Annotated in this window: 28 protein-coding genes; all 28 read right to left on the bottom strand. The window is 46.6% G+C overall.

Features of this window, described 5'->3' with window-relative positions:
- Positions 1 to 47 precede the first annotated feature (47 nt).
- The 28 genes from fliY to fliJ all read right to left on the bottom strand — a co-directional run bounded on the left by fliY (position 48) and on the right by fliJ (position 22553).
- Positions 48 to 1106 (bottom strand): flagellar motor switch phosphatase FliY, encoded by a 1059-nt coding sequence (gene fliY / locus IGK14_RS00640; protein WP_005226637.1) that lies wholly within the window; start codon positions 1104 to 1106, stop codon positions 48 to 50.
- The gene (gene fliM, locus IGK14_RS00635) at positions 1103 to 2113 is read right to left on the bottom strand and encodes a flagellar motor switch protein FliM (RefSeq protein WP_005232756.1); all 1011 of its coding nucleotides are present in this window, start codon (positions 2111 to 2113) and stop codon (positions 1103 to 1105) included. The genes fliY and fliM overlap by 4 nt, the downstream gene beginning before the upstream one ends.
- A gap of 17 nt (positions 2114 to 2130) precedes the next feature.
- A complete protein-coding gene (locus IGK14_RS00630; protein WP_005232757.1) occupies positions 2131 to 2520 on the bottom strand; it encodes a chemotaxis protein CheW in 390 nt (129 codons plus the stop codon).
- A 19-nt stretch (positions 2521 to 2539) separates the two neighbouring features.
- Positions 2540 to 2902, bottom strand: coding sequence for a response regulator (locus tag IGK14_RS00625; protein WP_003129084.1), 363 nt, complete (start codon positions 2900 to 2902; stop codon positions 2540 to 2542).
- A 14-nt stretch (positions 2903 to 2916) separates the two neighbouring features.
- Positions 2917 to 3504: a chemotaxis protein CheC gene (locus IGK14_RS00620; RefSeq protein ID WP_005226634.1), complete on the bottom strand. Its 588-nt coding sequence runs from the start codon at positions 3502 to 3504 to the stop codon at positions 2917 to 2919.
- Entirely contained in the window at positions 3501 to 5552 is a 2052-nt protein-coding gene (locus tag IGK14_RS00615) for a chemotaxis protein CheA (RefSeq protein ID WP_010748546.1), read from the bottom strand. The genes IGK14_RS00620 and IGK14_RS00615 overlap by 4 nt, the downstream gene beginning before the upstream one ends.
- A 21-nt stretch (positions 5553 to 5573) precedes the next feature.
- A complete protein-coding gene (locus IGK14_RS00610) occupies positions 5574 to 6347 on the bottom strand; it encodes a CheR family methyltransferase (RefSeq protein WP_438711440.1) in 774 nt (257 codons plus the stop codon).
- Between the two features lie 5 nt (positions 6348 to 6352).
- Positions 6353 to 7363, bottom strand: coding sequence for a protein-glutamate methylesterase/protein-glutamine glutaminase (locus IGK14_RS00605; RefSeq protein WP_010748544.1), 1011 nt, complete (start codon positions 7361 to 7363; stop codon positions 6353 to 6355).
- A 15-nt stretch (positions 7364 to 7378) separates the two neighbouring features.
- On the bottom strand, positions 7379 to 7888 hold the full coding sequence (locus IGK14_RS00600) for a chemotaxis protein CheD (RefSeq protein WP_005226629.1): 510 nt from the start codon (positions 7886 to 7888) through the stop codon (positions 7379 to 7381).
- Positions 7860 to 8363, bottom strand: a complete 504-nt coding sequence (locus tag IGK14_RS00595) for a chemotaxis protein CheW (protein ID WP_010748543.1) — start codon at positions 8361 to 8363, stop codon at positions 7860 to 7862. The genes IGK14_RS00600 and IGK14_RS00595 overlap by 29 nt, the downstream gene beginning before the upstream one ends.
- Positions 8364 to 8381: 18 nt before the next feature.
- Positions 8382 to 9677: a methyl-accepting chemotaxis protein gene (locus tag IGK14_RS00590; protein ID WP_005226627.1), complete on the bottom strand. Its 1296-nt coding sequence runs from the start codon at positions 9675 to 9677 to the stop codon at positions 8382 to 8384.
- Positions 9678 to 9831: 154 nt separating this feature from the next.
- A complete protein-coding gene (locus IGK14_RS00585; RefSeq protein WP_005226626.1) occupies positions 9832 to 10542 on the bottom strand; it encodes a cell division ATP-binding protein FtsE in 711 nt (236 codons plus the stop codon).
- A gap of 12 nt (positions 10543 to 10554) precedes the next feature.
- Entirely contained in the window at positions 10555 to 11337 is a 783-nt protein-coding gene (locus tag IGK14_RS00580) for a flagellar hook-basal body protein (protein WP_010748542.1), read from the bottom strand.
- A gap of 10 nt (positions 11338 to 11347) precedes the next feature.
- Complete coding sequence (locus tag IGK14_RS00575; RefSeq protein ID WP_010748541.1) at positions 11348 to 12049, bottom strand: flagellar hook-basal body protein; 702 nt, start codon at positions 12047 to 12049, stop codon at positions 11348 to 11350.
- A complete protein-coding gene (locus IGK14_RS00570) occupies positions 12046 to 12753 on the bottom strand; it encodes a sigma-70 family RNA polymerase sigma factor (protein WP_010748540.1) in 708 nt (235 codons plus the stop codon). Before IGK14_RS00570 ends, IGK14_RS00575 begins: the two co-directional genes overlap by 4 nt.
- Positions 12754 to 12783: 30 nt before the next feature.
- Positions 12784 to 14859 (bottom strand): flagellar biosynthesis protein FlhA, encoded by a 2076-nt coding sequence (gene flhA, locus IGK14_RS00565; RefSeq protein ID WP_005232779.1) that lies wholly within the window; start codon positions 14857 to 14859, stop codon positions 12784 to 12786.
- Between the two features lie 19 nt (positions 14860 to 14878).
- Positions 14879 to 15946 carry an EscU/YscU/HrcU family type III secretion system export apparatus switch protein gene (locus IGK14_RS00560; protein WP_010748538.1) on the bottom strand — a complete coding sequence of 356 codons (1068 nt, stop codon included), beginning with the start codon at positions 15944 to 15946 and terminating at the stop codon, positions 14879 to 14881.
- 30 nt (positions 15947 to 15976) lie between these two features.
- Positions 15977 to 16726, bottom strand: coding sequence for a flagellar biosynthetic protein FliR (gene fliR, locus IGK14_RS00555; protein WP_005232781.1), 750 nt, complete (start codon positions 16724 to 16726; stop codon positions 15977 to 15979).
- A gap of 12 nt (positions 16727 to 16738) precedes the next feature.
- Positions 16739 to 17002, bottom strand: a complete 264-nt coding sequence (gene fliQ / locus IGK14_RS00550) for a flagellar biosynthesis protein FliQ (RefSeq protein WP_005226613.1) — start codon at positions 17000 to 17002, stop codon at positions 16739 to 16741.
- A gap of 25 nt (positions 17003 to 17027) precedes the next feature.
- Entirely contained in the window at positions 17028 to 17792 is a 765-nt protein-coding gene (gene fliP, locus IGK14_RS00545; protein WP_005232783.1) for a flagellar type III secretion system pore protein FliP, read from the bottom strand.
- Positions 17789 to 18154 (bottom strand): flagellar biosynthetic protein FliO, encoded by a 366-nt coding sequence (locus IGK14_RS00540; protein WP_005231716.1) that lies wholly within the window; start codon positions 18152 to 18154, stop codon positions 17789 to 17791. Before IGK14_RS00540 ends, fliP begins: the two co-directional genes overlap by 4 nt.
- 14 nt (positions 18155 to 18168) lie before the next feature.
- On the bottom strand, positions 18169 to 18672 hold the full coding sequence (locus tag IGK14_RS00535; protein WP_005472968.1) for a flagellar basal body-associated FliL family protein: 504 nt from the start codon (positions 18670 to 18672) through the stop codon (positions 18169 to 18171).
- Between the two features lie 11 nt (positions 18673 to 18683).
- The gene (locus tag IGK14_RS00530) at positions 18684 to 18881 is read right to left on the bottom strand and encodes a flagellar FlbD family protein (RefSeq protein ID WP_005226609.1); all 198 of its coding nucleotides are present in this window, start codon (positions 18879 to 18881) and stop codon (positions 18684 to 18686) included.
- 35 nt (positions 18882 to 18916) lie between these two features.
- Entirely contained in the window at positions 18917 to 19813 is an 897-nt protein-coding gene (locus IGK14_RS00525) for a flagellar hook-basal body complex protein (RefSeq protein ID WP_010748537.1), read from the bottom strand.
- Positions 19814 to 19891: 78 nt separating this feature from the next.
- Positions 19892 to 20254 (bottom strand): flagellar operon protein, encoded by a 363-nt coding sequence (locus tag IGK14_RS00520; RefSeq protein WP_010748536.1) that lies wholly within the window; start codon positions 20252 to 20254, stop codon positions 19892 to 19894.
- A complete protein-coding gene (locus IGK14_RS00515; RefSeq protein WP_003129052.1) occupies positions 20251 to 20682 on the bottom strand; it encodes a flagellar hook capping FlgD N-terminal domain-containing protein in 432 nt (143 codons plus the stop codon). The genes IGK14_RS00520 and IGK14_RS00515 overlap by 4 nt, the downstream gene beginning before the upstream one ends.
- Positions 20683 to 20694: 12 nt before the next feature.
- Positions 20695 to 22068, bottom strand: coding sequence for a flagellar hook-length control protein FliK (locus tag IGK14_RS00510; RefSeq protein ID WP_010748535.1), 1374 nt, complete (start codon positions 22066 to 22068; stop codon positions 20695 to 20697).
- A gap of 65 nt (positions 22069 to 22133) precedes the next feature.
- The gene (gene fliJ, locus IGK14_RS00505) at positions 22134 to 22553 is read right to left on the bottom strand and encodes a flagellar export protein FliJ (RefSeq protein WP_010748534.1); all 420 of its coding nucleotides are present in this window, start codon (positions 22551 to 22553) and stop codon (positions 22134 to 22136) included.
- Positions 22554 to 22558 lie beyond the last annotated feature (5 nt).

The following is a 22558-nucleotide window of genomic DNA, read 5'->3' as shown; positions in this document are numbered from 1 at the left end:
ACAAAAAAGTTAAACCCATATGTTTAACTTTTTGCGATTTCTTCAAATTAATGCAAATTGTGGATGCGTTGTTTTTGCGAAAGAATGTTGGTGATCCGCACACCAAAGTTTTCATTGATGACCACGACTTCCCCAGTGGCGATCAGTTTGCCGTTCAACAAAATCTCTAGCGGTTCATCCGTCAGTTTTTCCAGCTCGATGACGGACCCCGTATTGAAAGATAAAATGTCTTTAATGGTTTTTTTGCTGCGGCCTAACACGACACTTAGATCCAATGGCACATCAAGAATCAAGTCCAAATTATCCCCATCGCTCACTCCGCTGGAGGCCAATGTTTGAAACGCAGGTTTGCTGACTTCCACGGGCTTTGATGCAGCCGCTGGTTCTGGCGTAGGTGCAGCAACGGGTGCCGTTGGCTGCGGTGTTGGTGTTTCCCGAGTAACGACAGTCGCTTCGTCTGAGAGCATCGCACTGGCGATATCGTTGACCACAGGATCCGTAAAGATTTGCATGATTTTGCTTTCGATCAGACCTTCGACGCGCAAAGAAAATGAGATACAGTAAATCTCTTCCTCTGCCTCGATCCCGCTATACTCAATGTTTTCTGGTGTCTCCCATAGTTTGACGATCGGCGGCAAGATATCCACTTTGCGGCTGATCATCGTCGCCATCGAAGTCGAGGCAGTCCCAATCATTTGGTTCATAGCTTCTGCCACAGCACTTAGCTCTAATTCCGTAAATTGAGTGTTGCTGGTTTCACCAGTTCCACCCATCATCAAATCGGCGATCACGATGGCATCTTTGACTTCTAATAGCATCAAATTACTGCCTAAAAGGCCTTCTTTAAATTCAACTGTCGTCGCTACTTTTGGTGCAACGAGGTCGTTTAAGATCTCACCAAATTTGATTTTAGACACCCGGGGAGTCGTGATGCTGACCCGACGATCAAGAATGGAAGACAACGTCGTCGCCGCTTGCGACATGGAGATATTGCCAACTTCGCCGATAATGTCGACTTTGACTTGCTCTTCTAATCCTTGCGGCTGGGCTGGGGCACTTTGATTCAACAATGCATCGATTTCTGCTTGGGATAAACGTTCACTCATAGTTCTTGCTCCTCTTCTAACTTGTCTAATAATTCAATGGCTAAACGGTCCTCTTGCTTCCCAGGTTTTGCTCGGAAGTAAGGTTTTCCATCGATGAAAGTCTCCAATGGTTCAGTAATTTTTTTGTCTAGTTTGATGACATCGCCTTCTTCTAAGTGGAGAAACTCAGAAAGACTCATTTGAGCATGGCCCAGCAGAACTTCTAAATTCAAACCGACGCCATTCAAACTTTTTTGCAACTCGCGGCTATCGTCTTGGTTGACTGGCTGATTGCTATCAAACCAATTGCGGAAACTTAATTTATCAATGATCCCTTCAAAGAAGACATAGGGGATACATAGATTGATAAAATGTTTCACTTCAAAAATTTTGATAGTAAAGGTCACTAACACGACGGGTTCGTTGGGCGACATGTTTTGCATCAATTGCGGATTCGTATCGATTCCATCCAAAACCGAATCCAAGGCAACGATGTCCTTCCAAACATTTTGGTAGACCCGGACAAATTGTGCCACCACTTCTTCCAAGATTGCTGTTTCAATATCAGTAAAACTTTTTTTCTCGCTAAAATCCATTTCGATCGGCTTGTTTTGATAGACATCCAAGCCGCCGCACAACAACTCCACCAACATCATACACAGTTGTGGGTTCATCTCGATCATTTGAATCCCGCTCAAAGGCTGCGAATGAAAGAGCCCCAACAAAGTAAATTTTGGTATCGAATGGATAAATTCGTCATAACTGACTTGTTCGATAGCTGCCAACTGCAAAGAAACATTGGTCCGCAGTTGGGTAGAAAGCATGCTACTGCTCATCTTCGAGAAATCCTCGAAGATCATGTGCAGGGTATTGACGTATTCTTTCGACAGCTTTGTTGGTCGGCGAAAATCGTAGGCTTTCACTTTGGCTTGTTTGTCTTCTATCTCAATAATTTCTTGATCGATCTCTCCGCTGCTCATCGCATTCAACAATAAATCAATCTCTTGCTGCGTCAATACCTGATCCACACTAATCCCCCATTTTTTTAAAAAATCATGTGATCGATTTGAATCACACTGGCTACTTTTTCACCGATCGTCACGACCCCAACGGCATGTTCTGTCTCTTGATTGCCCAGTTGGATATCGTCTTCGGTGATATCAAGAACTTCAATTACTTCTTCTACGAGGACCCCTTTAGTCTCCTCTTGCTTCTTCATGATCAATATGTTTTTTTCGTAGGCTGGTTCCATGATGGGAATCAATTTTGCCAAACGAATCACCGTTACGACAGACCCCCGCAGATTGATCAACCCTTCCACCCACTCTGGTGCTAAGGGCACCTTCGTAAAAGAAGGGGCATCAATGACCTCGTCCACCGAGTCCGCCGAGATCAAATAGTACTGCTGAGCCATTTTGAAAAGAATCATCTGCATGTCGCTATCCTCCTAGGCATTAGGCAAAGGCTTTGTCGATGGCAGTGATTACGCGGTCCGTGTCAAAGGGCTTCACGATAAAGTCCACCGCACCGGCGCGAATCGCATCCATCACCATTCCTTGTTGTCCCATGGCACTGCACATTACGACTTTGGCCTGCGCATCAAACGTGCGGATCATTTTTAATGCCTCTAAGCCATCCACTTCTGGCATCGTGATATCCATGGTCACTAAGTCTGGTGTCGTTGCTTGGTATTTTTCAAAAGCCTCTTGGCCATTTTGGGCTTCCCCCACGACTTCATAGCCGTTTTTTTCTAAAATATCCTTTAATTTCATGCGCATAAATACCGCATCATCCACGATCAATACTTTTTTTGACATTGTATTTGCCCCTTTCAAATTCCTAATGAATCAAATATGTTTTCTAGTACACCGATTTCTGGAATCAAAAATAACGATGCCTCTAATGTTTCTTTGGCGTAGACGAACTCATTACGGATCACCATCACCTGCTCATCATACTGGGCCATCGCCAAATAGATGGAGCTGATCGCTGCGCCAAAGAAATCATAGCTGGCGCTTGGTAAAGATGCACTCAGCTGGGTTTCCAACAGTTGCCCGATCGCGATCAAAAAAGAATTGGTAAGGATGTTGGTCAACTCGTTGATGACCGATTGCTTCAATTCTTCAGACGGATCGCTTTCTTGGATCATCAACTGACGCAATTTTGCGGCGGATTCATCCGTTAAGACAAACAAGAAGATCCCTCGAAATGCCCCTTCGATCTGGCTCATCACCACATGAACTTCTTTGTCTTCCGCCATGATCTGCTGATACAGGTCCTCATAAGCTAGAATCTCGACTTCCGGTACCCGCATATCGATCGGTTGTTGGACGAGCTTTGATAAACTAGTCGCAGCGTGACCACCGCCGATATTGATCAGTTCTTTTAGGCCATCGATCTGCAGCGCTGTATAGCTCATAAGCGGTCATCCTTTTTTTCCTGACAGATGGCATGAATGTCTAGGATCAGTGCGATCGAGCCGTTGCCCATAATCGTTGCTCCTTGATAGCGATTCAGCTTTTGCAGCAGCGGATCGATTTTCTTGATGACGATTTCTTGCTGGCCGATCAGCTCATCTGCCAAAATGCCGTGAAATTGCTGGTCATTGTTGACGATGATGGCGAATTTTTTCTCAGATGGATCGCCTTCGATCGCTAAGAGTTGATCGGTCCGAACCAAGGGAATCAACTCCTCTTGAAAACGATAGACCTCATCTGAGACCGTCTGGATGATCTCTTCTTCTTTGACCATCACCACGCGTTCGACGAGATTTAATGGGATCGCAAAGGTTTCTGCTCCGACGCGAACCATCAACGCTTGAATGATCGATAGAGTCAATGGCAATTTGATCACAAACTGCGTGCCTTTATTCGGCTGGCTCTTCATTTCGATCGTGCCCCCTAGTTGGGTGATCTTGGATTGCACGGCATCCATCCCGACACCGCGCCCAGAAATGTTAGTCACTTCTTGCGCCGTTGAAAAACCAGGATGGAAAATCAGCTGCTGCAACGCTTCATCGGAAAGACCTTCCGTTGCTAAGCCTTTCTTTTCAGCACTTGCTTTGATTACTTGCGGATCAAGGCCTTTGCCATCATCCTCTAAAGTAATGATCACGCGATTGCCTTCTTGATAGGCCGCCAAGCGAATCGTGCCCTTGCGCGGTTTGCCTAGTTTTTCCCGAACATCGGGTGCTTCGATGCCGTGATCGACAGAATTACGTAACAGATGGACCAGAGGTTCGCTCAACTCAGAAACCACTGTTTTATCCAATTCCGTTTCTTCCCCAAAAATGACAAGTTCCATTTCCTTTTGCAGTTCATTGGATAAGTCCCGAACCATTCGTGGAAAGCGACTAAAGACGACATTGACTTGCTGCATGCGGATCCGCAAGACCAAATCTTGCAGCTCAGAGGTCAATCGCGAAACTTGCTCTAAGGGGTCTTTGACTGCTTCGATGTTTTCCCGCTCACTGACATCTTCCAATTGATTGCGATAGACCACCAATTCGGACACGAGATCCAAGAATGAATCTAAGCGATTCAAGTCGACTCGGATCGATTGATTTTGGGCGGACGCATGATGCGCGGGCGCCGGCGATTTTTCTTTCGTTTCTGTTGTCGCTTGCTGAAGAGCAGAAGTCTCTGACTCTGGGGTCGGCACTGGTTGAAGCAGCTCTTCTGCCTCCTCCAACACAGCAGCTGAAGGATCAAACGGTGCCACCACGAAGGCTTCGATCTCACTATTGCTGGCGATGTTTTGCTCGACATCAGCCAGTGTTTGCTGCGTCAAATACAGCAGTGAAAAATCTGATTCAAAGGTGCCTTCTTCGAGTGTTTGGGCATCTGGTTCTGTATAAAGAACATCCCCTGCTTGGCCAAGCTTTTCCATGATCAAGAAGGCACGAGCACCTTTTAACATGGATTGGGCATCTAAGCGAACAGCAATTTGGACCGCTTGATAGCCATCTCCAGCCGCTTGCTCGATCACATACAGATCAGAAGGATCGATCTGTTGAAGCTGTGGGGTTAACGCGCCCACTGCGGTGGGGTTTTGGCTTGCTTCTGTCTCGGTTGATATACCGCCAGAATGTTCCGTTTGGTCAAGTTCGGCCAATAAATCGGCAATTTGAGCTGGCTGCAGGTCTCGTTCTTCCCGCAAGTCCTCCACAAGTTCTGACAGGCGATCCAGACATTTGAAAATCAATGAGATCGATTGCTGGGTCACTTGCAAGGTCCCAGTTTTAAATAACTCAAAAATATTTTCCATTTTATGGGTCAGCTGCGTCATGACGTCATAGCCCATCGTTGCCGCCATCCCTTTAAGGGTATGGGCAGAACGGAAAATATCATTCAGCAAGGCGCTATCTTTTGGATCATTTTCCAATTGCAAGACATGATCATTCAACTGTGCTAAATGATCGTCTGTTTCTTCAAAGAAAAGGGTACGATAGACACTATTGTCATCCAAATGGGTCCCTCCTTTACAAAATTATACTTTTTGATAGATAAACGAATCGATTTTCTTGAGGCCGAATTGTTCCGCAAAATTGATCGTTTCTGTCGCTCCCGTAAACAAAATGCCCCCTGGGACCAATGCATCGCTGAATTTTTGATAGACGGCATCCCGAGCATCACTTTTGAAATAAATCGTCACATTGCGGCAAACGATCACATCAAAAGGCCCATTGTACGGGTCTTTCAAAAGATCGTGTTGCTTAAAATGAACCCGCCGTTTGATTTCTGGTTTGATCTGAAACTGGTTCTTTTCTTTTGCATCAAAAAAACGGGTACGTTCTGCCGCTGAGACATTCCGCAATTCGTGGTCTCGATAGAGTCCTTGCTTGGCTTTTGCCAAAATTTGCGTATCGATATCGGTAGCCAAAACATTGGCTGTGGCAATTTGGTTTTTTTCTAGCAGCATCGCGATCGTATAGGGTTCTGCCCCAATCGAACATGCGGCACTCCAAATTTTGGGCAGCGTGGTTTTCGGGAGAACAATGGTTTTCAAGACTCGTTCAAAGGCGTCAAACAGTTCTTTGTTGCGATAAAATTCCGTTACGTTAATGGTGATATGGGCTAAAAAAGCCGCCCGCACCCCGTCATCGCCTTCGATCAATTGCTGGTATTCCCTCAACGTTTTTGCCCCGCTGTTTTCCATGATCGTAAGGATGCGGCGCTGCATTTGATCTTCTTTGTATGCGGCTAAGGGAATCCCTAATCGGCGATCCACCCACGCATTAAATAAGGCAAATTCTTCTTCCATCTTCTTCACCTGACCATCTGTGCAATTTTTGCTTCAATGCCCTGCAATGGCAGGACTTCATCCACGACTCCTTGTTCAATGGCATACCGCGGCATCCCAAAGACTGTACACGTTTCTTTGTCTTGAACGATCGTATAGCCCCCAGCCGCTTGGATCTGTCGTAAGCCAGCGGTGCCGTCTTTTCCCATCCCCGTCAAAACCACTGCCGCTAGTTGCGGGCCATAGTAGTCAGCTGCTGAGGAAAAAAGATAATCGACGGTTGGCCGCGTCCCATGCCGTTTTTCTCGCTGGTCCAGCTGCAGGTGCCCTTGTTGGACGGTCATGTGGTAATCCCCTGGACAAAGATACACTTGATTTTCGATCCGCATGCCGTCGACTGCTTCTTGTACTCGAACGGTTGTCTCTGTGTCTAAGCGTTTTGCAAAGGAAGCCGTGAAGCCCGCTGGCATATGCTGAACGATCAAAATCGGGCAACGCAAACGCGCAGGCAGACGGCGAATAATTCCCAGCAAAGCACGGGGGCCGCCTGTTGAAGCACCAATGACTAGCGCATCAAGTGATACCGGCAAGCTGTTTTGTGTCAGCTTAGTGGGCTTGGCAATCGTTGGTACTGGCGGGTGAACCGTACCGACTTCATGATCCATCGCCAAAATCTTTTGATGAAATTCAGCGATCCATTCTTTTTCGATCATCGATAGACTGACGGGTTTTTCCACAAAATCTCGGGCGCCAAGCGCCAAAGCCTCAATCGTGGTTTCTTGATTGGTTAATGAACTAAGCATGATGACGGGAATGGCTGATTGCTGTTTCATCCTCCGCAAGGTCTCTAATCCGTTCATCACTGGCATCTCCACATCCATTACTACCAAATCGATCGCTTCTTTGGTCAGATAGTCCAATGCTTGTTTGCCATTGCGGGCAGCGACGGTCACCTCGATATCAGGCAGCTGATTCAATAAATCTGTCACTACTTTCCGCATGAATGCCGAATCATCGACGATCATTACTTTTTTCATGTCCCTGTACTCCTTTTACAAATAAACGATTTCTTGTTTGACTTGCCGAACCATGGTCTTGAAATCCTGAAGATCTACGATCATCGTTCGACCAGCGCTGCCGCCAACATGTTTGGCTACGATCGGAATGTTTAGCCGAGCCAAGACTTCCTCGACGGCTTCAATATTGCGCTGGCCAATATTGCTGGCAGCGTTAAGCGTCTGGAACTGAAACATATTGGCGCCGCCAACGATTTTCGCTTGAAAGCGAGGCCGACGGATCTTTTGTTCCAGCTCAGCCACCATCGCTGGCAATGCCAAATCCGCAAACTTCTCGGGCTTGATTTCCCGCTTGTGCAAAAAAGGCTGACTATCTGGCAGCATAATATGACTCAAGCCGCCGATATGACTGGCTTCATCGTAAATGATCGTGCCGATGCAAGAACCTAAACCCACCGTGATCAAACGCGTCGGCGCTTGGGCGATCTTATACTCCGAGATCCCCACATGCAGTTCCTCATTCACGGTCATCATTGTCATGGTCATTGGCGGCTGCCAATTCCTCTGTCTGATAGGCGTCTAACTCCGCCGTCATCTCAGCGGCTTGTTCATAGCTGAAGAGAAACGGCAGCTCCAATGCCAGCACAAGTTCATCGTCTTTTTTCAGAAAGGCTTCGATATAGTTTTGCTTGAGTCCTGATGTATTTAGTTCCGCATTGCTAGGACTTTCAACTAGCGGTAAAATGCCGACGATCTCTTCCACGTATAGGCCGATCGCCTGCTCTTGCCAGTGACACAACAAGACCACATTTTGCCCAGTTTCCGGTGTAAATTCATCAAACAGCTTTTTGCGGATGTCAATGATCGGCACCATCGCCTCTTCAAAAGGCTGGATCCCCAGCACGAAATCTGCCACTTCTGGCAGCTGTGTAAAAGAAGCAGCCTCAATGACCCGTACCACATAGTCGATACGCAAGGCAAAGAGTTGTTGATGACTTTTAAATACAACGTATTGTTCCATTGGCGTCACTGCTCCTTTTTAGAATTTGAAACTATCCACTTGGAATTTAAGGATAGTGGCGATCGTTTCGATCTCTTGCACATTCCGTTCAAAGTCTTCGATGACTAAGTAGAAGTCTTCTAAGTTTGCCGTTACTTCTTGGGTGCCGGCGGATGTTTCCGAAACAGCAGCCGAAATGTTGCTGACGGAAACTTGAACCATGTCTTTTTTCTCAACGATCCCGGTAATATGGGCTTCCACGGCTTGAATACTTGAAACCAATTTTTCGACAATATCAGAGATCTCATTGGCTGATTCGATCGCTTTGTTGATATTGTTGGTTTGTTTTTCGCCGCTTTCAAAGGAATCCGTCACTGCAGAGACCACTTTTTCCGATTTTTTGCGGATCGTTTCAATGATCGAACGAATGCTTTTCGTTGATTGACTGCTTTGTTCCGCCAAGCTGCGGACTTCTTCCGCAACGATGGCAAACCCTCGGCCCGCTTCTCCAGCTCGAGCTGCTTCGATGGATGCATTCAATGCCAGTAAGTTGGTCTGATCAGAAATGTCATTGATCAGCTGAACGATCTTACCGATGCTTTGGACATCTTCGTTCATGTCGTTCATGCTTTCTACTAATTCTGCTTGGTTTTGCCGTTCGATCTCCCAGCTTTCAAATACATGGAACATCATTTCCGAATTGTGGACATTGCTGCTTTGGGATTGACCGACATAGCCGTTCATCAATTCGATCTCTTTGTGGATCTCTTCGATACTTAAGGCTAGCTCGTCCATATCAAAGGAGGTTTGTTCCGCTTCGGAGGCTTGTGAACTAGTGGCATCTGCGATGGCATTCATCGTCTGACGCACATTTTCAATTGAATTTTTGGCATTTTTTGAGGTTGTCGTTAGGCCGCCTACCATTTTTTCCATTCGGCTGCTTTCTTCGTGCATGCCAACGATCACCGCTTTGAAGGTGTTTAAAACCCCTTGAAAACGATTTTGAACTTGCCCAAAAAGAGAAGTCTGGTCGCTGCTGCCGATCTCATCGATATGCGACAGATCGCCAGAACCGACTGCTTCTAGTTCTGTCAATAACGTATCCATGCCCGAGTGGGTCTCTTTTTTTACCAAATAGGTCATTCCTACTAACACTGCGATTTCTAGCAGCAGTACGATTACTGAAAAAATAAAAAAACTTTTTGCTGCTTGTCCGTCTCCGTGGGTGCGGATCACGAAGAAATAGCATCCTAATAATACGATCAGGGTAAATCCTAGCGGAATCAACGCCGCCAAGCGGATTTTTTTGATGATAGCTTGTACCTTCTTCTTCATAACAGTATCCTTTCCTATGCAAAATGATCAGTCGTGCTGTTTATCAAGATTCGCTCTTCACTTGATAATCGTTGGGTCACTCCTTCTTTATCCGATTATGAAAACAATCTTCTAGTTCTTTAATCGGATCTTTTGCTAGAAAAGTTAAGCATCTTCACCAGACATATGTATCTTTTGGATCAGCAAAGCGCGTATAGCCGCCTTGATATTCATCACGAACCAAGCGACCGTTTTGCAGCTCGACCACCCGATTACGGACCGTATTGACCATCGTGCTGTCGTGAGTCGCCAAGAGGATCGTGGCACCGACTTGATTGATCCGCAAGAGCAGTTTCATGACTTCAACGGCTGATTTCGCATCCAGATTGGCGGTGGGCTCATCGGCGATCAAGACTGCTGGCTCTGTGACGATCGCCCGCGCAATCGCTACTTTTTTGCGCTGTCCCACGGAAAGCTCTTCAGGATAGTGATCCTTTTGAGGAAACATGCCCACCAGTTGCAGTGCTTTGGCGGTTTTTTCCTGACGCAGCTTGCGGGGAGTGCCTAGTACTTGCAGCGCATAATCGACGTTTTTGGCAACCGTCAGATAAGGAAGCAAAAGGTCTTCTTGTCCGACGATACCGACTTGTCGTCGAACCATATAGAGATGACGGTCTTTGAGTTGTTCCAACAAGACATTGCCGACTTGGATAGAACCAGCCGAAAGCTCTTCTTCTTTCAAGAGTAATTTGAATAAGGTCGATTTGCCCGCACCGCTGGGACCCACCACATAGATAAATTCTCCTTGAGGGATCGCAACAGAAATATCGGCCAATGCCAACGTGCCATTGCTGAATTTTTTACTGACCTTGGTTAAGCGAATCATGTTCTTTCTCCTCTAATCTGTAAAACGATTGATCACGGACCACATCTCATCGGCTGTCTGCATGGCTTTCGTATTCAATCCATACGCACGCTGGGTCGTTAACAAGTCTGTCATGGAAGTCGCTAGATCCACCGTCGACTGTTCTAACTGTCCTTGCAAGACGCTGCCAAAGGCTGCTGGATTGGTTTGCGAAGTAAGCAACGCTTGATCACCAGCACGGTACAGTTGGTTGCCCACTGGCGTGATGTTTTCTGTATTCGTCGGCTGATAAAGGGTCAGCTGCCCCAACACGCGAGTCTGACCATTTTCTTCCGTCGTCAGCTGACCGCTGGCATCTATTGCGATTTGCTGCGCATCTGGCCACTGAGGGGTCGGTACGTTTGTGGTCATTGCCACAGGGTACCCTTCACTATTGACTAATTGCTTGTTCTCACTTAAATGAAAATTGCCTGCTCGACTCAGCAGCAATTGACCAGTTTGGTCCCGGACCCCGAAAAAGCCGTTGCCTTGGATCGCGAGATCTAATGGCTGAGCGGTGCCCGCCAGATTGCCTTGGGCAAAACTGGTAGTCGTAGTCGCTTTTGCCCCCATTGACGCACCATATTGGGCGGCGTTGCCATTAAATAGCGTTTCTTCTGCACCGATGGCATTTTCCATCAATGATTGAAAGTGGGTCGTTTGTGCTTGGTAGCCATTGGTATTGACGTTGGCGATGTTGTTGGCTGTCGTGTCTAAGTTTGTCTGCAAATGATTCAACCCAGAACGGCTGATTCCTAATAATCCACTGATATTCATTGACTCATCCTCAAATCTTTCCTAATTCGTTGACCGCTTTTTGCAATGTCTGATTCGTTGAACTCAAGGCTTTCTGATTGGCTTCAAATTCGCGAGAAGTCTGGATCATCGCCACCATTTCATCGGCAACCGCTACATTGGCTTGTTCTAAGGCACCTTGCTGGATCACGGGTGCATTCACCGTGGTTCCTGCTGCGTTGCTAGTCACATAGTTTTGACCAGCTGTAGTCAATGCTTCTGGGGGGAATGTTTGGATCTGAAAGTTCGCTGGTCCCAAGGCGCTGACTGCTTGTCCATTGGCACCCAAGACAAGATAGCCTTCTTGTGTCACGTATTGATTCTGCTGATTGACGGTAAAGTCGCCATTTCTCGTATACAACCGCTGCCCCGCATTATTTTGAACGACAAAGTAGCCTTCGGAAAGCAGTGCAAAATCGCTGGCTTGTCCCGTCTGTTTGACGGCGCCTTGGTCTTGACTGATGGTACTGCCTGCCAATTGGGTCCCTAAAGACAATCCACCGATATCACGGCGGGTATCCGCATTGGGCCCGCTTTGGTAATTATGCAATGCGACTTCATCTAGCGCCGACTGGAACAAAGTTTTTGCTTGATACCCTGTTGTATTGGCATTGGCAATATTGCCGCTCGTCGTCTCTTGTCGCTTTTGTAATAATGAAATGTTCCGTGATAAGACATCCAATCCTCGAATCATGCCAGTTCCTCCTCAATCAATGTGCGCAATTTGGCAATCGTTTTGCCATGAATTTGTGAAACTCGCGGAATCGAGACTTCTAAGATTTCAGCGATTTCTTTTAACGTCAGTTCTTCGGTATAGTACAAACTTAAAATCAATTGTTCCCGTTCCCCTAATTTTTTGATGCACGCCACCAAGGCGGTGCGTTTTTCTTCAGCGACCAAGGTATCTTCGACATTTTCGGCTGGATCCCGAACCATATCTTTTAAGGTCATGCCTTCTTCTTGGTAAGCAAACAAGGTATCTTCCAAAGAGACGCTGGCTAAGTAGTGCAGACTCTCATAAATATCCGCTAGTTGACTTTGGTTGATTCCCAGCTGTTTGCAGATCTCGGTGTCGGTCGCTTCTCTTTTGAGGCTTTGCTCCAACTCTTGCCGTGCTTGATAAAACTGATTGACTGCCGCCATTTTGTATCGGGAGATTTTGGCGTGCTTGCGTACATCATCAATAATTGCCCCTTTGATGCGAATCGCTGCATAGCTTTCAAAAGGAACTTTTTTTGAGGGATCGAATTTCCGCAAGGCATCCATCAGCCCAATCACCCCAATATTATAGAGATCGCCTGATTCATAATCGGCGGTTTTGATAGACAGGCGCTGAACCACCCGTTCCACTAGCGGCAGATACTTGATGATCTCCGCTTCTCGATCGACTTCATACATCGGCGATGCCCCTTCCTAAGAAAATTCTGCTTAAATGTCAATACTGCCCACCGTTTCGATCGCAATTTCATTGGGAATCTCATTTAGAGAAAGAACGGCGATATCTGGAAAATTAAAAACGATCATTTTTTTGAATGCTAACCGGATCTTAGGCGATGCCAGAATCACGAAATTGATATTTTGAGCGATCGCCGCATGTTGGATCCCACTGATGGAATCCAACAGCTTGGTCACGGTATCTGGTTTTAAGACCGGGTACGAGCCAGTTGCGGTTTTTTGGATACTTTGAGCGATGATTTCTTCTAGTTTCGGCTGGATCACCGCCACTTGCAGCTCGTGGTTCTCATTGGCATACTTGGCAGCGATCGTCCGTTTCAATGCTTGGCGGACATATTCTGTCAAAACTTCTACGTCTTTCGTGACAACGCCGTAATCGGCTAAAGTTTCTAAGATCGTTGCTAAGTCATTGATGGGAATTTGCTCATCCAATAAATTTTGTAAAACTTTTTGGACCTCGCCGAGCCGTAAAATATCGGGGATCAATTCATCGATCACGACATTGTACTGCTCTTTGATGCCCTCCAATAATTTCTTGACTTCTTGGCGACCTAACAGCTCTGGTGCATGGGCATAGATGATTTCTTTTAAGTGTGTTGCGATCACGGTCAACGGCTCGATAATCGTAAACCCTTGCAGATCCGCCATCTCCTTATCGGATTCATCAATCCACATAGCATCCAGATGAAAGGCTGGTTCTTTTGTTGCGATTCCTTGAAAAGGAAACGGCTCTTCATTCGGACTGATCACCATGACTTTATTCGGGTAAATATCGCCGCGGCCGACTTCATTGCCGCGGATCTTGATCACGTAATCATTGGCATCCAAATAGAGATTGTCGCGAATACGAACGGGACTGACTAAGATCCCTAATTCTCTGGCACTCTGTTTACGGATCGCCACGATGCGGTTCATCAAGCTGTTGTCGATCGAACTATCCACGATAGGGATCAGACCATAACCGATTTCCACTGAGATTGGTTCCACTTGGAAGGAAGCCACGGAATCGTCTTCTTCCTGTGCTTCTTTTTTGCGTTCCAGTGCCAATTTTTGTTCCCATTGTTTTTGTTCCACTCGCTGCTTTTCTTCTTTTTGCGTCACCAGAAAGCTGGCTGCGAAAAGGCCTAAACCAATCAACACAAAAGGGACAAAAGGAAACCCAGGAACTAAGGCTAAGACGAAGAGAATCGCCCCCACGATCCGAAACAGTTGGGGATTACGCATCACATCTGCCGCAATATCCAAACCAAAGGAACTATCGTTATCGGAACGAGTCACGATCACCCCAGAAGCAATCGAAATCAATAAAGAGGGAATCGAGCTGACCAAGCCATCCCCGATCGCCAGTTTCCCGAATTGGGCGAAGGCTTCCATGACGGTCATTTGTCCCCCCATGGAGAAAATGATCGCCCCGCCGACTAAATTGATGACAGTGATCAAGATCCCTGCGATCGCATCCCCTTTGACAAACTTGCTGGCACCATCCATCGAACCAAAGAAATCAGCTTCTCGCTGCAGATCTTTTCGTCGTTTGCGGGCATCCGCTTCCGTGATCAAACCGGCATTTAGGTCGGAATCGATCGCCATTTGCTTGCCGGGCATCGCATCCAATGTGAAGCGAGCAGTCACTTCTGAGACACGCCCTGCACCATTGGTCACGACGACTAGCTGAACCACCATGATGATCACGAACAAAATGATCCCCACGATGTAATTGCTGCCGGCAACGACATTGGCGAAGGCATCGATCACGTGTCCGCCATTTCCTTGGGTCAAGATCAACCGCGTGGAAGATAGGTTCAAACCTAAACGAAACATCGTTGTGATCAGCAGCAAGGTTGGAAACGTAGTGAATTCCAACACTGATTTGGTAAACAGGGTGATCAGTAAAATGTTGATCGCGATCGTCAAATTGATAATGATCAGAATATCTAATAGTGCACTCGGTAATGGAATAATAATCAAACCAATAATAGCTAGGACGATCACCGAGATTAAGATATCCGCCAGACCAATGCCTTTTTTTGGTTTTGAGGCAGCCTCATTCATTTTTGTTCCTCCTGTTTCCTTAAATCTTGCCGCGTTGGCTTTCTTCTAACTGATAGACCAAAGCGATGATTTCGGCAATGGCTTCATACATCTCAACCGGGATCAGATCCCCGGGTTCTACTTGGCGATAAAGGGCTCGTGCCACTTCACGGTTTTCGATCTGTGGAATATTTTCTTTCAGTGCTTCTGCTTTCATCCGCTGCGCCAGCTGATCTGCCCCTTTGGCCAGGACCCGCGGCACCCCTTCACTACTGGCATCGTAACGAATCGCAATGGCGAAATGGGTCGGATTGGTGATCAACACCGTCGCTTCTTTGACGTTGGCGATGGCATTTTGGGTCATCGCACGGTACTTCGCTTTGCGCTGTGCTTTGACTTGCGGATCACCTTCCATTTGCTTGAACTCTTCTTTGACTTCCTGCTTGCTCATCATCAAGTTCTTACGATGGTTATAGCGTTGGTAGCCGTAGTCGACTACGGCCAAAATGATCAAGAAAATCGAGATCTGTAAAAACAATTCTTTGGCCCGCAGCAGCATGAACAGGATCGTTTTTTCCAACCCCACTTCACTCAAACCCAGTAAAACAGGGACGGCGGCTAAAAATTGTTGGTAGCACAAGTAGACGATCACGCCGAATTTCGCCAATGTTTTGCCTAAATTCATCAACGAGCGCAAACTGAATTGCTGCTTGATCCCGCTGATGGGGTTCAGCTTTTTAAAGTCTGGTTTGACGGCCTTGCCAGAAAACAACAGACCAACTTGGGCATAATTCGTGATAAGCCCGACTCCGAGCGCGACCAAAAAGACGGGCGCACACAACAAAAGCAGCAGCAAGATACTCTGCACCCCCAGTTTCGGCAGATCCGCCAAACTGGTTTGATAATCAGCCAGCTGCGCCAAACTTCGGGAAAAATAAGGCAAAAAAGAAGCTGCGAAAAACTGCCATAAAGACAGGATCAAAAACGAGAAGACCAATAGCGAAACAGCTGCTGCTAATTCCTGGGTCTTAGGGACCTCCCCGCGTTTGCGGGCATCCCGCAGCCGCTTGGCACTAGGTAGTTCGGTTTTGCCATCTTTTTCTGCCATCTTCTCACCTCCTGCTGGCTACCTGTTACTTTATTGAAAGGACTCGATAAACTCCTGCAAATAGCGGACCGTATCTGGCAAGTGTTTGCCTAAGTACGAAAGGACATTGGGTAGTAGCAAGAGAAACACCACAAAACTGATGGCGGTTTTCATCGAAAGACTCATCATCAAAATATTGATCTGGGGAATCGACCGAGAAATCACACCTAGCACCAGGTCCACCAACAGCAGCGCAATGATCATTGGTGCCGCAAGATTGACTGCCATCACCATCATTTGGCTGAAAAGTTTGACGATGCCTTCAACCGTCGTGCCTTGGATCACCACAGAGCCTAAGGGCACGATCCGAAAAGACAACAGCAGTGCTGTGATCAGTCGATGATGCAGATCAAGTCCAAAAAACACAGCGATCGTCAGCCAATAGTACGTTTTGCCATACTGGGAAGAGGCGATTTGCAACGTCGGATCATAGGCTTGCGCCATCGAAAAGCCTACTTGAAAGTCGATCAGTTGACCCGCAATTTCCACACCAGTAAAGACGAGCTGACTCAAATAGCCCATCGCCATCCCAAACAGTACTTCCTTGATGACGAAAACCGTCAGCATAAAGAGGGAAAGCTCGGGAATCGCAGGTGCCGTCGGCAGACATAGGACCGTCAACGCCATGCCGATCACGATTTTTGCCAGTGACGGAAAATTTTGCTGTGAGAAGATCGGACAAAGGACGACAAACGCCAATATTCGACAAAAAATCAACACCGTCGCTTGAATCGGCGCCATCAGGTTTCCTCCTTACATTGCCGCAATCATCTTGAAAATCATTTTGGTAAAATTCAACAAGAGATTCAGCATAAAATTCCCCGCCAAGATCAAGGTCAAAAAAATCGCTAATAGTTTCGGCACAAAGCTCAACGTTTGTTCTTGGATTTGGGTAGTGGCTTGAAAAATACTGATCACCAATCCAACGAGCATGCCAACCAATAAGGCAGGGCCAGATATCGCTAAAATTCGAAGAAAGGCTTCCCTTAGCACATCAAGTACCATTTCTACTGTCATTTCCTCTTGGCTCCTTTCTTAGCGGCTATTGAAAGCTCTTGATCAGCGACTCCACGATCAGATACCAGCCATCCACTAAAACAAATAGTAAGATCTTGAAGGGCAGTGAGATCATGATCGGCGACAGCATCATCATCCCCATCGACATCAAGATACTGGAGACGACCAGATCAATGATCAAAAAGGGGATAAAAATCAAAAAGCCGATACTGAAAGCCGTTCGTAACTCACTGATAATAAACGCCGGTACCATAACGGTCAGAGGAACATCGTCAGAAGAATGATACTTTTCGGTCTCCCCATCAGCTTCCGCAAACAAGGCAATGTCTTTTTCCCGTGTCTGTACCATCATAAAGGCCTTGATCCGTTTTTCTGAGCGGTCAAAGGCTTCGGCTTGGCTGATCTCTTGTCGATCAAACGGTTCGATCGCTTGCTGATAGACGTCGGTATACACAGGTTTCATAATAAAAAATGTCAAGAATAAGGCCAACCCGATCAACACTTGATTGGGCGGGTTTTGCTGTGTACCTAACGAACTGCGCACAAAGGACAAGACCATGATGATACGAGTAAAAGAAGTCATCATGATCAGCAAGACTGGTAAAAGGGAAAGCAGCGTCAGCAACAAGAAGGTATTGATCGTATCACTTGAGCCATTCCCATTCGACAATAAATTGTTGATGGTGGAACTGACGTCTTCCGTGTCTAGCGCAAATGCCGTCTGCGGAAGCATCAGACTGCTGAAAAGGACCGCAGCCATGATCTTGATATCTCTGCCTTTGATCTTCATTTTTGCTTGCCTCGTTTTCCAGCAATTTCCGCCTTGGCTTTGTTGAGCCATTCAGAAAAGTCTTTGCCAGCTTGCACTTGGGTGCTTTCTAGGCTTTGCTGTAAAAAAGCGGCCGTTTCTTCTGGCGTCAACTCTTTGATGATTTGGTTTTGCTGTTCAGAAAAGCTCATGACATAACATTTGTCCATGATTTGGACGATCCCGATCGAAGACGACTTGCTGACGGCGATTTTTTGCAAAATACGCAGCTGGTGATTGTGCTGGTTCGTGTAACGATTCAAGTATTTCAAACTGATGTTGATCAAATAAAGAATAAGCAGCAAAAACCCAATCATTTTGACCAGCGATAAAAATGTTTCCATCAACATGCCTCTTTCTATTGGATCACTAAATCCGTCACATAAACATCCTTGGCGATTTCTGATCCGTATTCCTGATTAATTGTTTCTTTCAATGCTTTTTTTAAATTCGGTACACTTTCGGCGGAGCTCAAAATACCGCTGGCCTTTTGTTGGCGCAATAAATTTACGACGCTGTCACGAATGACGGCCACATTTTTCGTGGCTTCCGCGCTTTTTTCCTCATCTGCCACTAAAATCGATAAATTGACCTTCATGTATTGCTGCTCTTGGTTGTCTTCTTTGGCCAAATTGACTAAAAATTCATCCAAAGCCACGATCGCTTCGTCTGAGGAGATTTTGCTGCTGTCTTTTGCTGTTTCAGCAGCTGCTGTTTTTTCCCCCGTCAAAAAGTGATTCGTCACTAAGGTCCCGCCGATACTGCCGCCGACTACCACGATCAAGAGGATCGGCAGTAAAACAACCATACTCAAGCCTTTTTTCTCTTTTTCTGCTTTTGGTGCTTTTTCTTCTTTTGCCATCTTTCCCACCCTTACGTTTTCACTTGGTTCGAATGGATCACCGTATGATACTCGATCACCCGCTGCGCAACTTCTTGCGCAGCTTCCGTCACCACTAATGTTTTGCCGTCTGTCAGTGTGATCAATGTATCCGGCATTTCTTCGATCCGATAAATCAATGTTGGATTTAAATAGAATGGCTTGCCATTCAATGCTGTCACTAGAATCATGGTCAAACTCCTCTCAATGATGAAGCGTCACGTTCTTAACGTTTTAGATTCAATAATTCTTGCAGCATTTCATCAGAAGTCGTAATACTTCTTGAATTTGCTTGATAGGCACGGCTCGCAATGATCATTTCGGTAAATTCTGTCGAAAGATCGACATTGGACATTTCCAAGGCACCTGCTTGCAGCGTTCCTGCGCCATTGTTGCCAGGTCCTGCAACGATCGGATTCCCTGAGTTGCTGGTTTGGATATAGTTGTTGCCGCCGACTTTTTCTAAGCCTTCTGGGTTATTGAAGGTTGCGACACCGACTTTTCCCATCACAAAGGTTTGATTGCCGTATTTTGCCAACACTAAGCCATTGGCATCGATCGCCATGGAGTTATAGGTCAAGGTTTCCCCATTGACGGTCAGTGTGCTTGGGATCGACAAGGGAGATACCGCATCTTGTCCGCTCAATGCCGTGTTTTCATCAAAGTTGTCATCATAGACAACTGGTTGACCGCCATTGACTGAACGACCTAGGACTTGCATCCCATCACTATTGGTCAAGGTTCCGTTGCTGTCGCGCACGAATGCGCCATCTCGTGTGTAATAGGTTTCGCCATTTGCTCCTGGTCCTTGTACCATAAAGTAGCCCTGTCCGCTGATATAAAAATCCATGCTGCGACCTGTCGATTGCGGGGCACCGACTGTATTGATAGTATCGATGGAGCCCGTCTGAACCCCTAAACCGATCTGCGTTGCGTTGATCCCGCCTAAGCCGTTGCCTGGCGCAGTTGCATTAGACATCGTTTGGCTCATCATGTCTTGGAAAAGTACTCGACTTGATTTGAATCCAACCGTATTGACGTTGGCGATATTATTGGAAACCACGTCCATTTTCGTTTGAAGATTTTTCATTCCACTGACACCTGAATATAATGATCGTAACATGCTTGTTTTCCTCCTTATGGTTGGCGTATTTTCCTCTGTCATTCAGAAAATACTTGCAGCCCCTTTTCAGTCCAGCTGCTATTTGATAAATGTGGCGCTGTCAATATTGGTGACGGTGTGAAGCTCATTCATCCCCATCGCCGTAATGATGGTTCGTGAATGGACATCGGCGATCAAGCCCATATCTTTGTACACGAGCAGTGATTCTTTGCTGCCTTTTTCCGCGAGCTCACTAAGCGCCGTTGAAAGGGATTGATAATCATCGTCTTGTAAGGTCAATTCTCTTGCGGTCAAACGCTTTTGCGCATGATGGGAGACTTTGATGTCGCTTTGTTTTTGTTCAAGCATTGCAGAAAAGGCTTGTTTGTCCACGCCTTTGCAGGGATGTTGATAAGGCTCCCCGGCAACTTTTTGCAGCCCCTGTTGAATCGTCAAACTCATTTTGCTTCGCCACCAATCTCTTGGATCGCACTCATACTGTATTCTTTGCCATTTACGACGATCGTGGCGTAGCCATTGGCAAAGCGGACCTTTTCGATGGTTCCTGACAATGTTTCTGTGCCGTCCATCAGAGTGACTTGTTTATTGATCAAGCTAAAGGCTTGCTGCTGTTGCTGTAAAATCACCGAGGTCGTCAACGTTTCGCTCAATTCATTCAAGCTCTCTAAGGTCGTAAATTGAACCAGTTGCGAGATATAGTCGGTGCTACCACCACCAGAAGAATCGCTGCCTCCCATCGATGGGTTGCTCATAGATGCGGCTAAGATCTTCAAAAAATCATCCATGGAGATATCTGAAGATTTTTTTGTTTGCGTTAATGCCGATGTATTGGCAATACCGGCCGCAGCTGCTGTAATTTCATCTGCCATAGGTCTCCTCCTTTACACTAAAATACTGATCGCATGATCGATCGGTGCTAATTGCGGCTCTTCCTCAGCCGTATTGCTTTGATGAAATGGCTTTTTGTTTTGTCCTTTTTGAGCCTGTAAAAACCGCTGTTGGCTTAACTGACTGTCACTTGCCATCATACTGCCGGCAAAGGATTGATTTGCCAGCGGACTAGCCTGCTGGACAGAAGCTAACGTAGGTTCTTTGATCGCTAGGATCGGCTGCTCTTGCTTTTGCAAAACTTGCTCTAGCTCATGCTTGATGGACAGCAATAATTCTTTGGCTTGTGGCTGCTGAACGGTCAGTTCTAAGCGGCTGCCTTGGGCATTCGTTTCTAGGGAAAGCTGGATCGTGCCTAATTTTTCGGGAACGAATTGCAGCGTGATTTTTTTCTCGCTTGCCGTGCTGCTCGTTTGGACAAGTTGGGCAGTCGCTTTTGCTAAGGGCAGGACCGCTTGTTCCATATTCGCTTTTGTTGGCGTTGGTCCTTGCTTGGTCAAAAGGGGAGAAACATCAAGCAGCTGCAGTGCTGGTGCCGCCATTTCATTGTCAGTTACTGCTGAAGAAGCAATGGCTTGTGCAGAAACAGCTTCCGCTTTTTTGGCGACTGTTTCATTCGTGCGTTGCAAGGTGCTAGTCGTATCCGTCGCTTGGTTGGTCACTGGCGACACTTGATTTAATGGTCCCGTTTGGCCCAATTGCGCGGTCCCTTCGGTGGACTGTTTCAGCTGTGCTTCTGTCGTTTGCGCAATCGCGGCTTGTGTTACTGAATCGACTTCCTTGATTTCCTTGAAAGGAGCGATTCCTTTTGCCGTGGTCTGCTCCTCGCCTACTAAGTCTTCTGGCAAAGGTGTTTCAAGCGTTGTTGCTGCGGCTTCACTTCTGTCATTTGTCATCAAAGCTAGACCTTCAAGCGCAGGCTCGGAGGGGTTGATGACTGTGGTGGCTACGTCTATTGGTGCTGGAAAAGCTGCTGAAACACTGTCGAGAGAAGCTGCTGTGGTGCTCGTTTGGTTCTGCTCCGTCGTTGCCATTGATGCCTGTGGCGCTTCTTGAACCAAGCCTGCAAAAGGTGCCTGGCTGATCTGGCTCATTCCTGGCGCTTGTGTCGTTGCAGGTTGTTCGACTGCTGGAGTGATTTCTGGCTCCTGCGGCAGATGTTCCATACTGCTGGCAATCCCCATTTCTGGTGCGGTGGCGGTTTGCTCCGTCATACCTGATGGTTCGAAGGATGCTGCCAGATTGCTTGCTGTCTGTTCTGTCAGCTGTTGCATCAGCAAACTGAAGACTTCTGGTGACGCCTCCGTCTTTTTTGATTTGCTACCGATAGGTACAGCGGTTGCGGCACTTGTTGTGATCTCTTTCATTGTTCACCTCCTCTCAGCTGATGCTTTGAAACCAAGGTCGTCTCATCACTAAAACCATTAGTGCTTTAAGAAAATAAGGCGCGATTGCCGAACTCATCCAATTGTTTTTGCTCTTCCAATTGCTGTTCATAGGTGTATTCAGCAAATTGTTTTTCTCGCAGCTTTTCCACGACCTTGCGTTCCTGCTGCGCTTCTACCACCACCGATAAAGACTCTGCCAATTCTTGCTTCACGTGAAACATTTTGTTCTGAACCTCATCGATGGTGGCATTCAACGCAATCAAATAGCGTTGCTGCACTTGCATCCGCCCAATGGTCATCTCATTGACATCAAAAAGCTGGGCTTTTTCCTGTGTCAGCGTATTCAGGTGCTGTTCTTGCTGAATCAACAATTGTTGTTTTTGGGCGTAAGCGCGTTTGGCTTCTTGCTCAATGGTTTTTCGGTGATCCAATACTTTTTCTAAGGAAAAGTGAAATGCTTGCATAGCTG

It is taken from the genome of Enterococcus sp. DIV0970a (genome assembly GCF_051711265.1).
GTDB lineage: Bacteria > Bacillota > Bacilli > Lactobacillales > Enterococcaceae > Enterococcus_D > Enterococcus_D casseliflavus.
The sequence above is the reverse complement of the archived record's forward strand: the minus strand, read 5'-3'. Positions and strand labels throughout refer to the sequence as shown.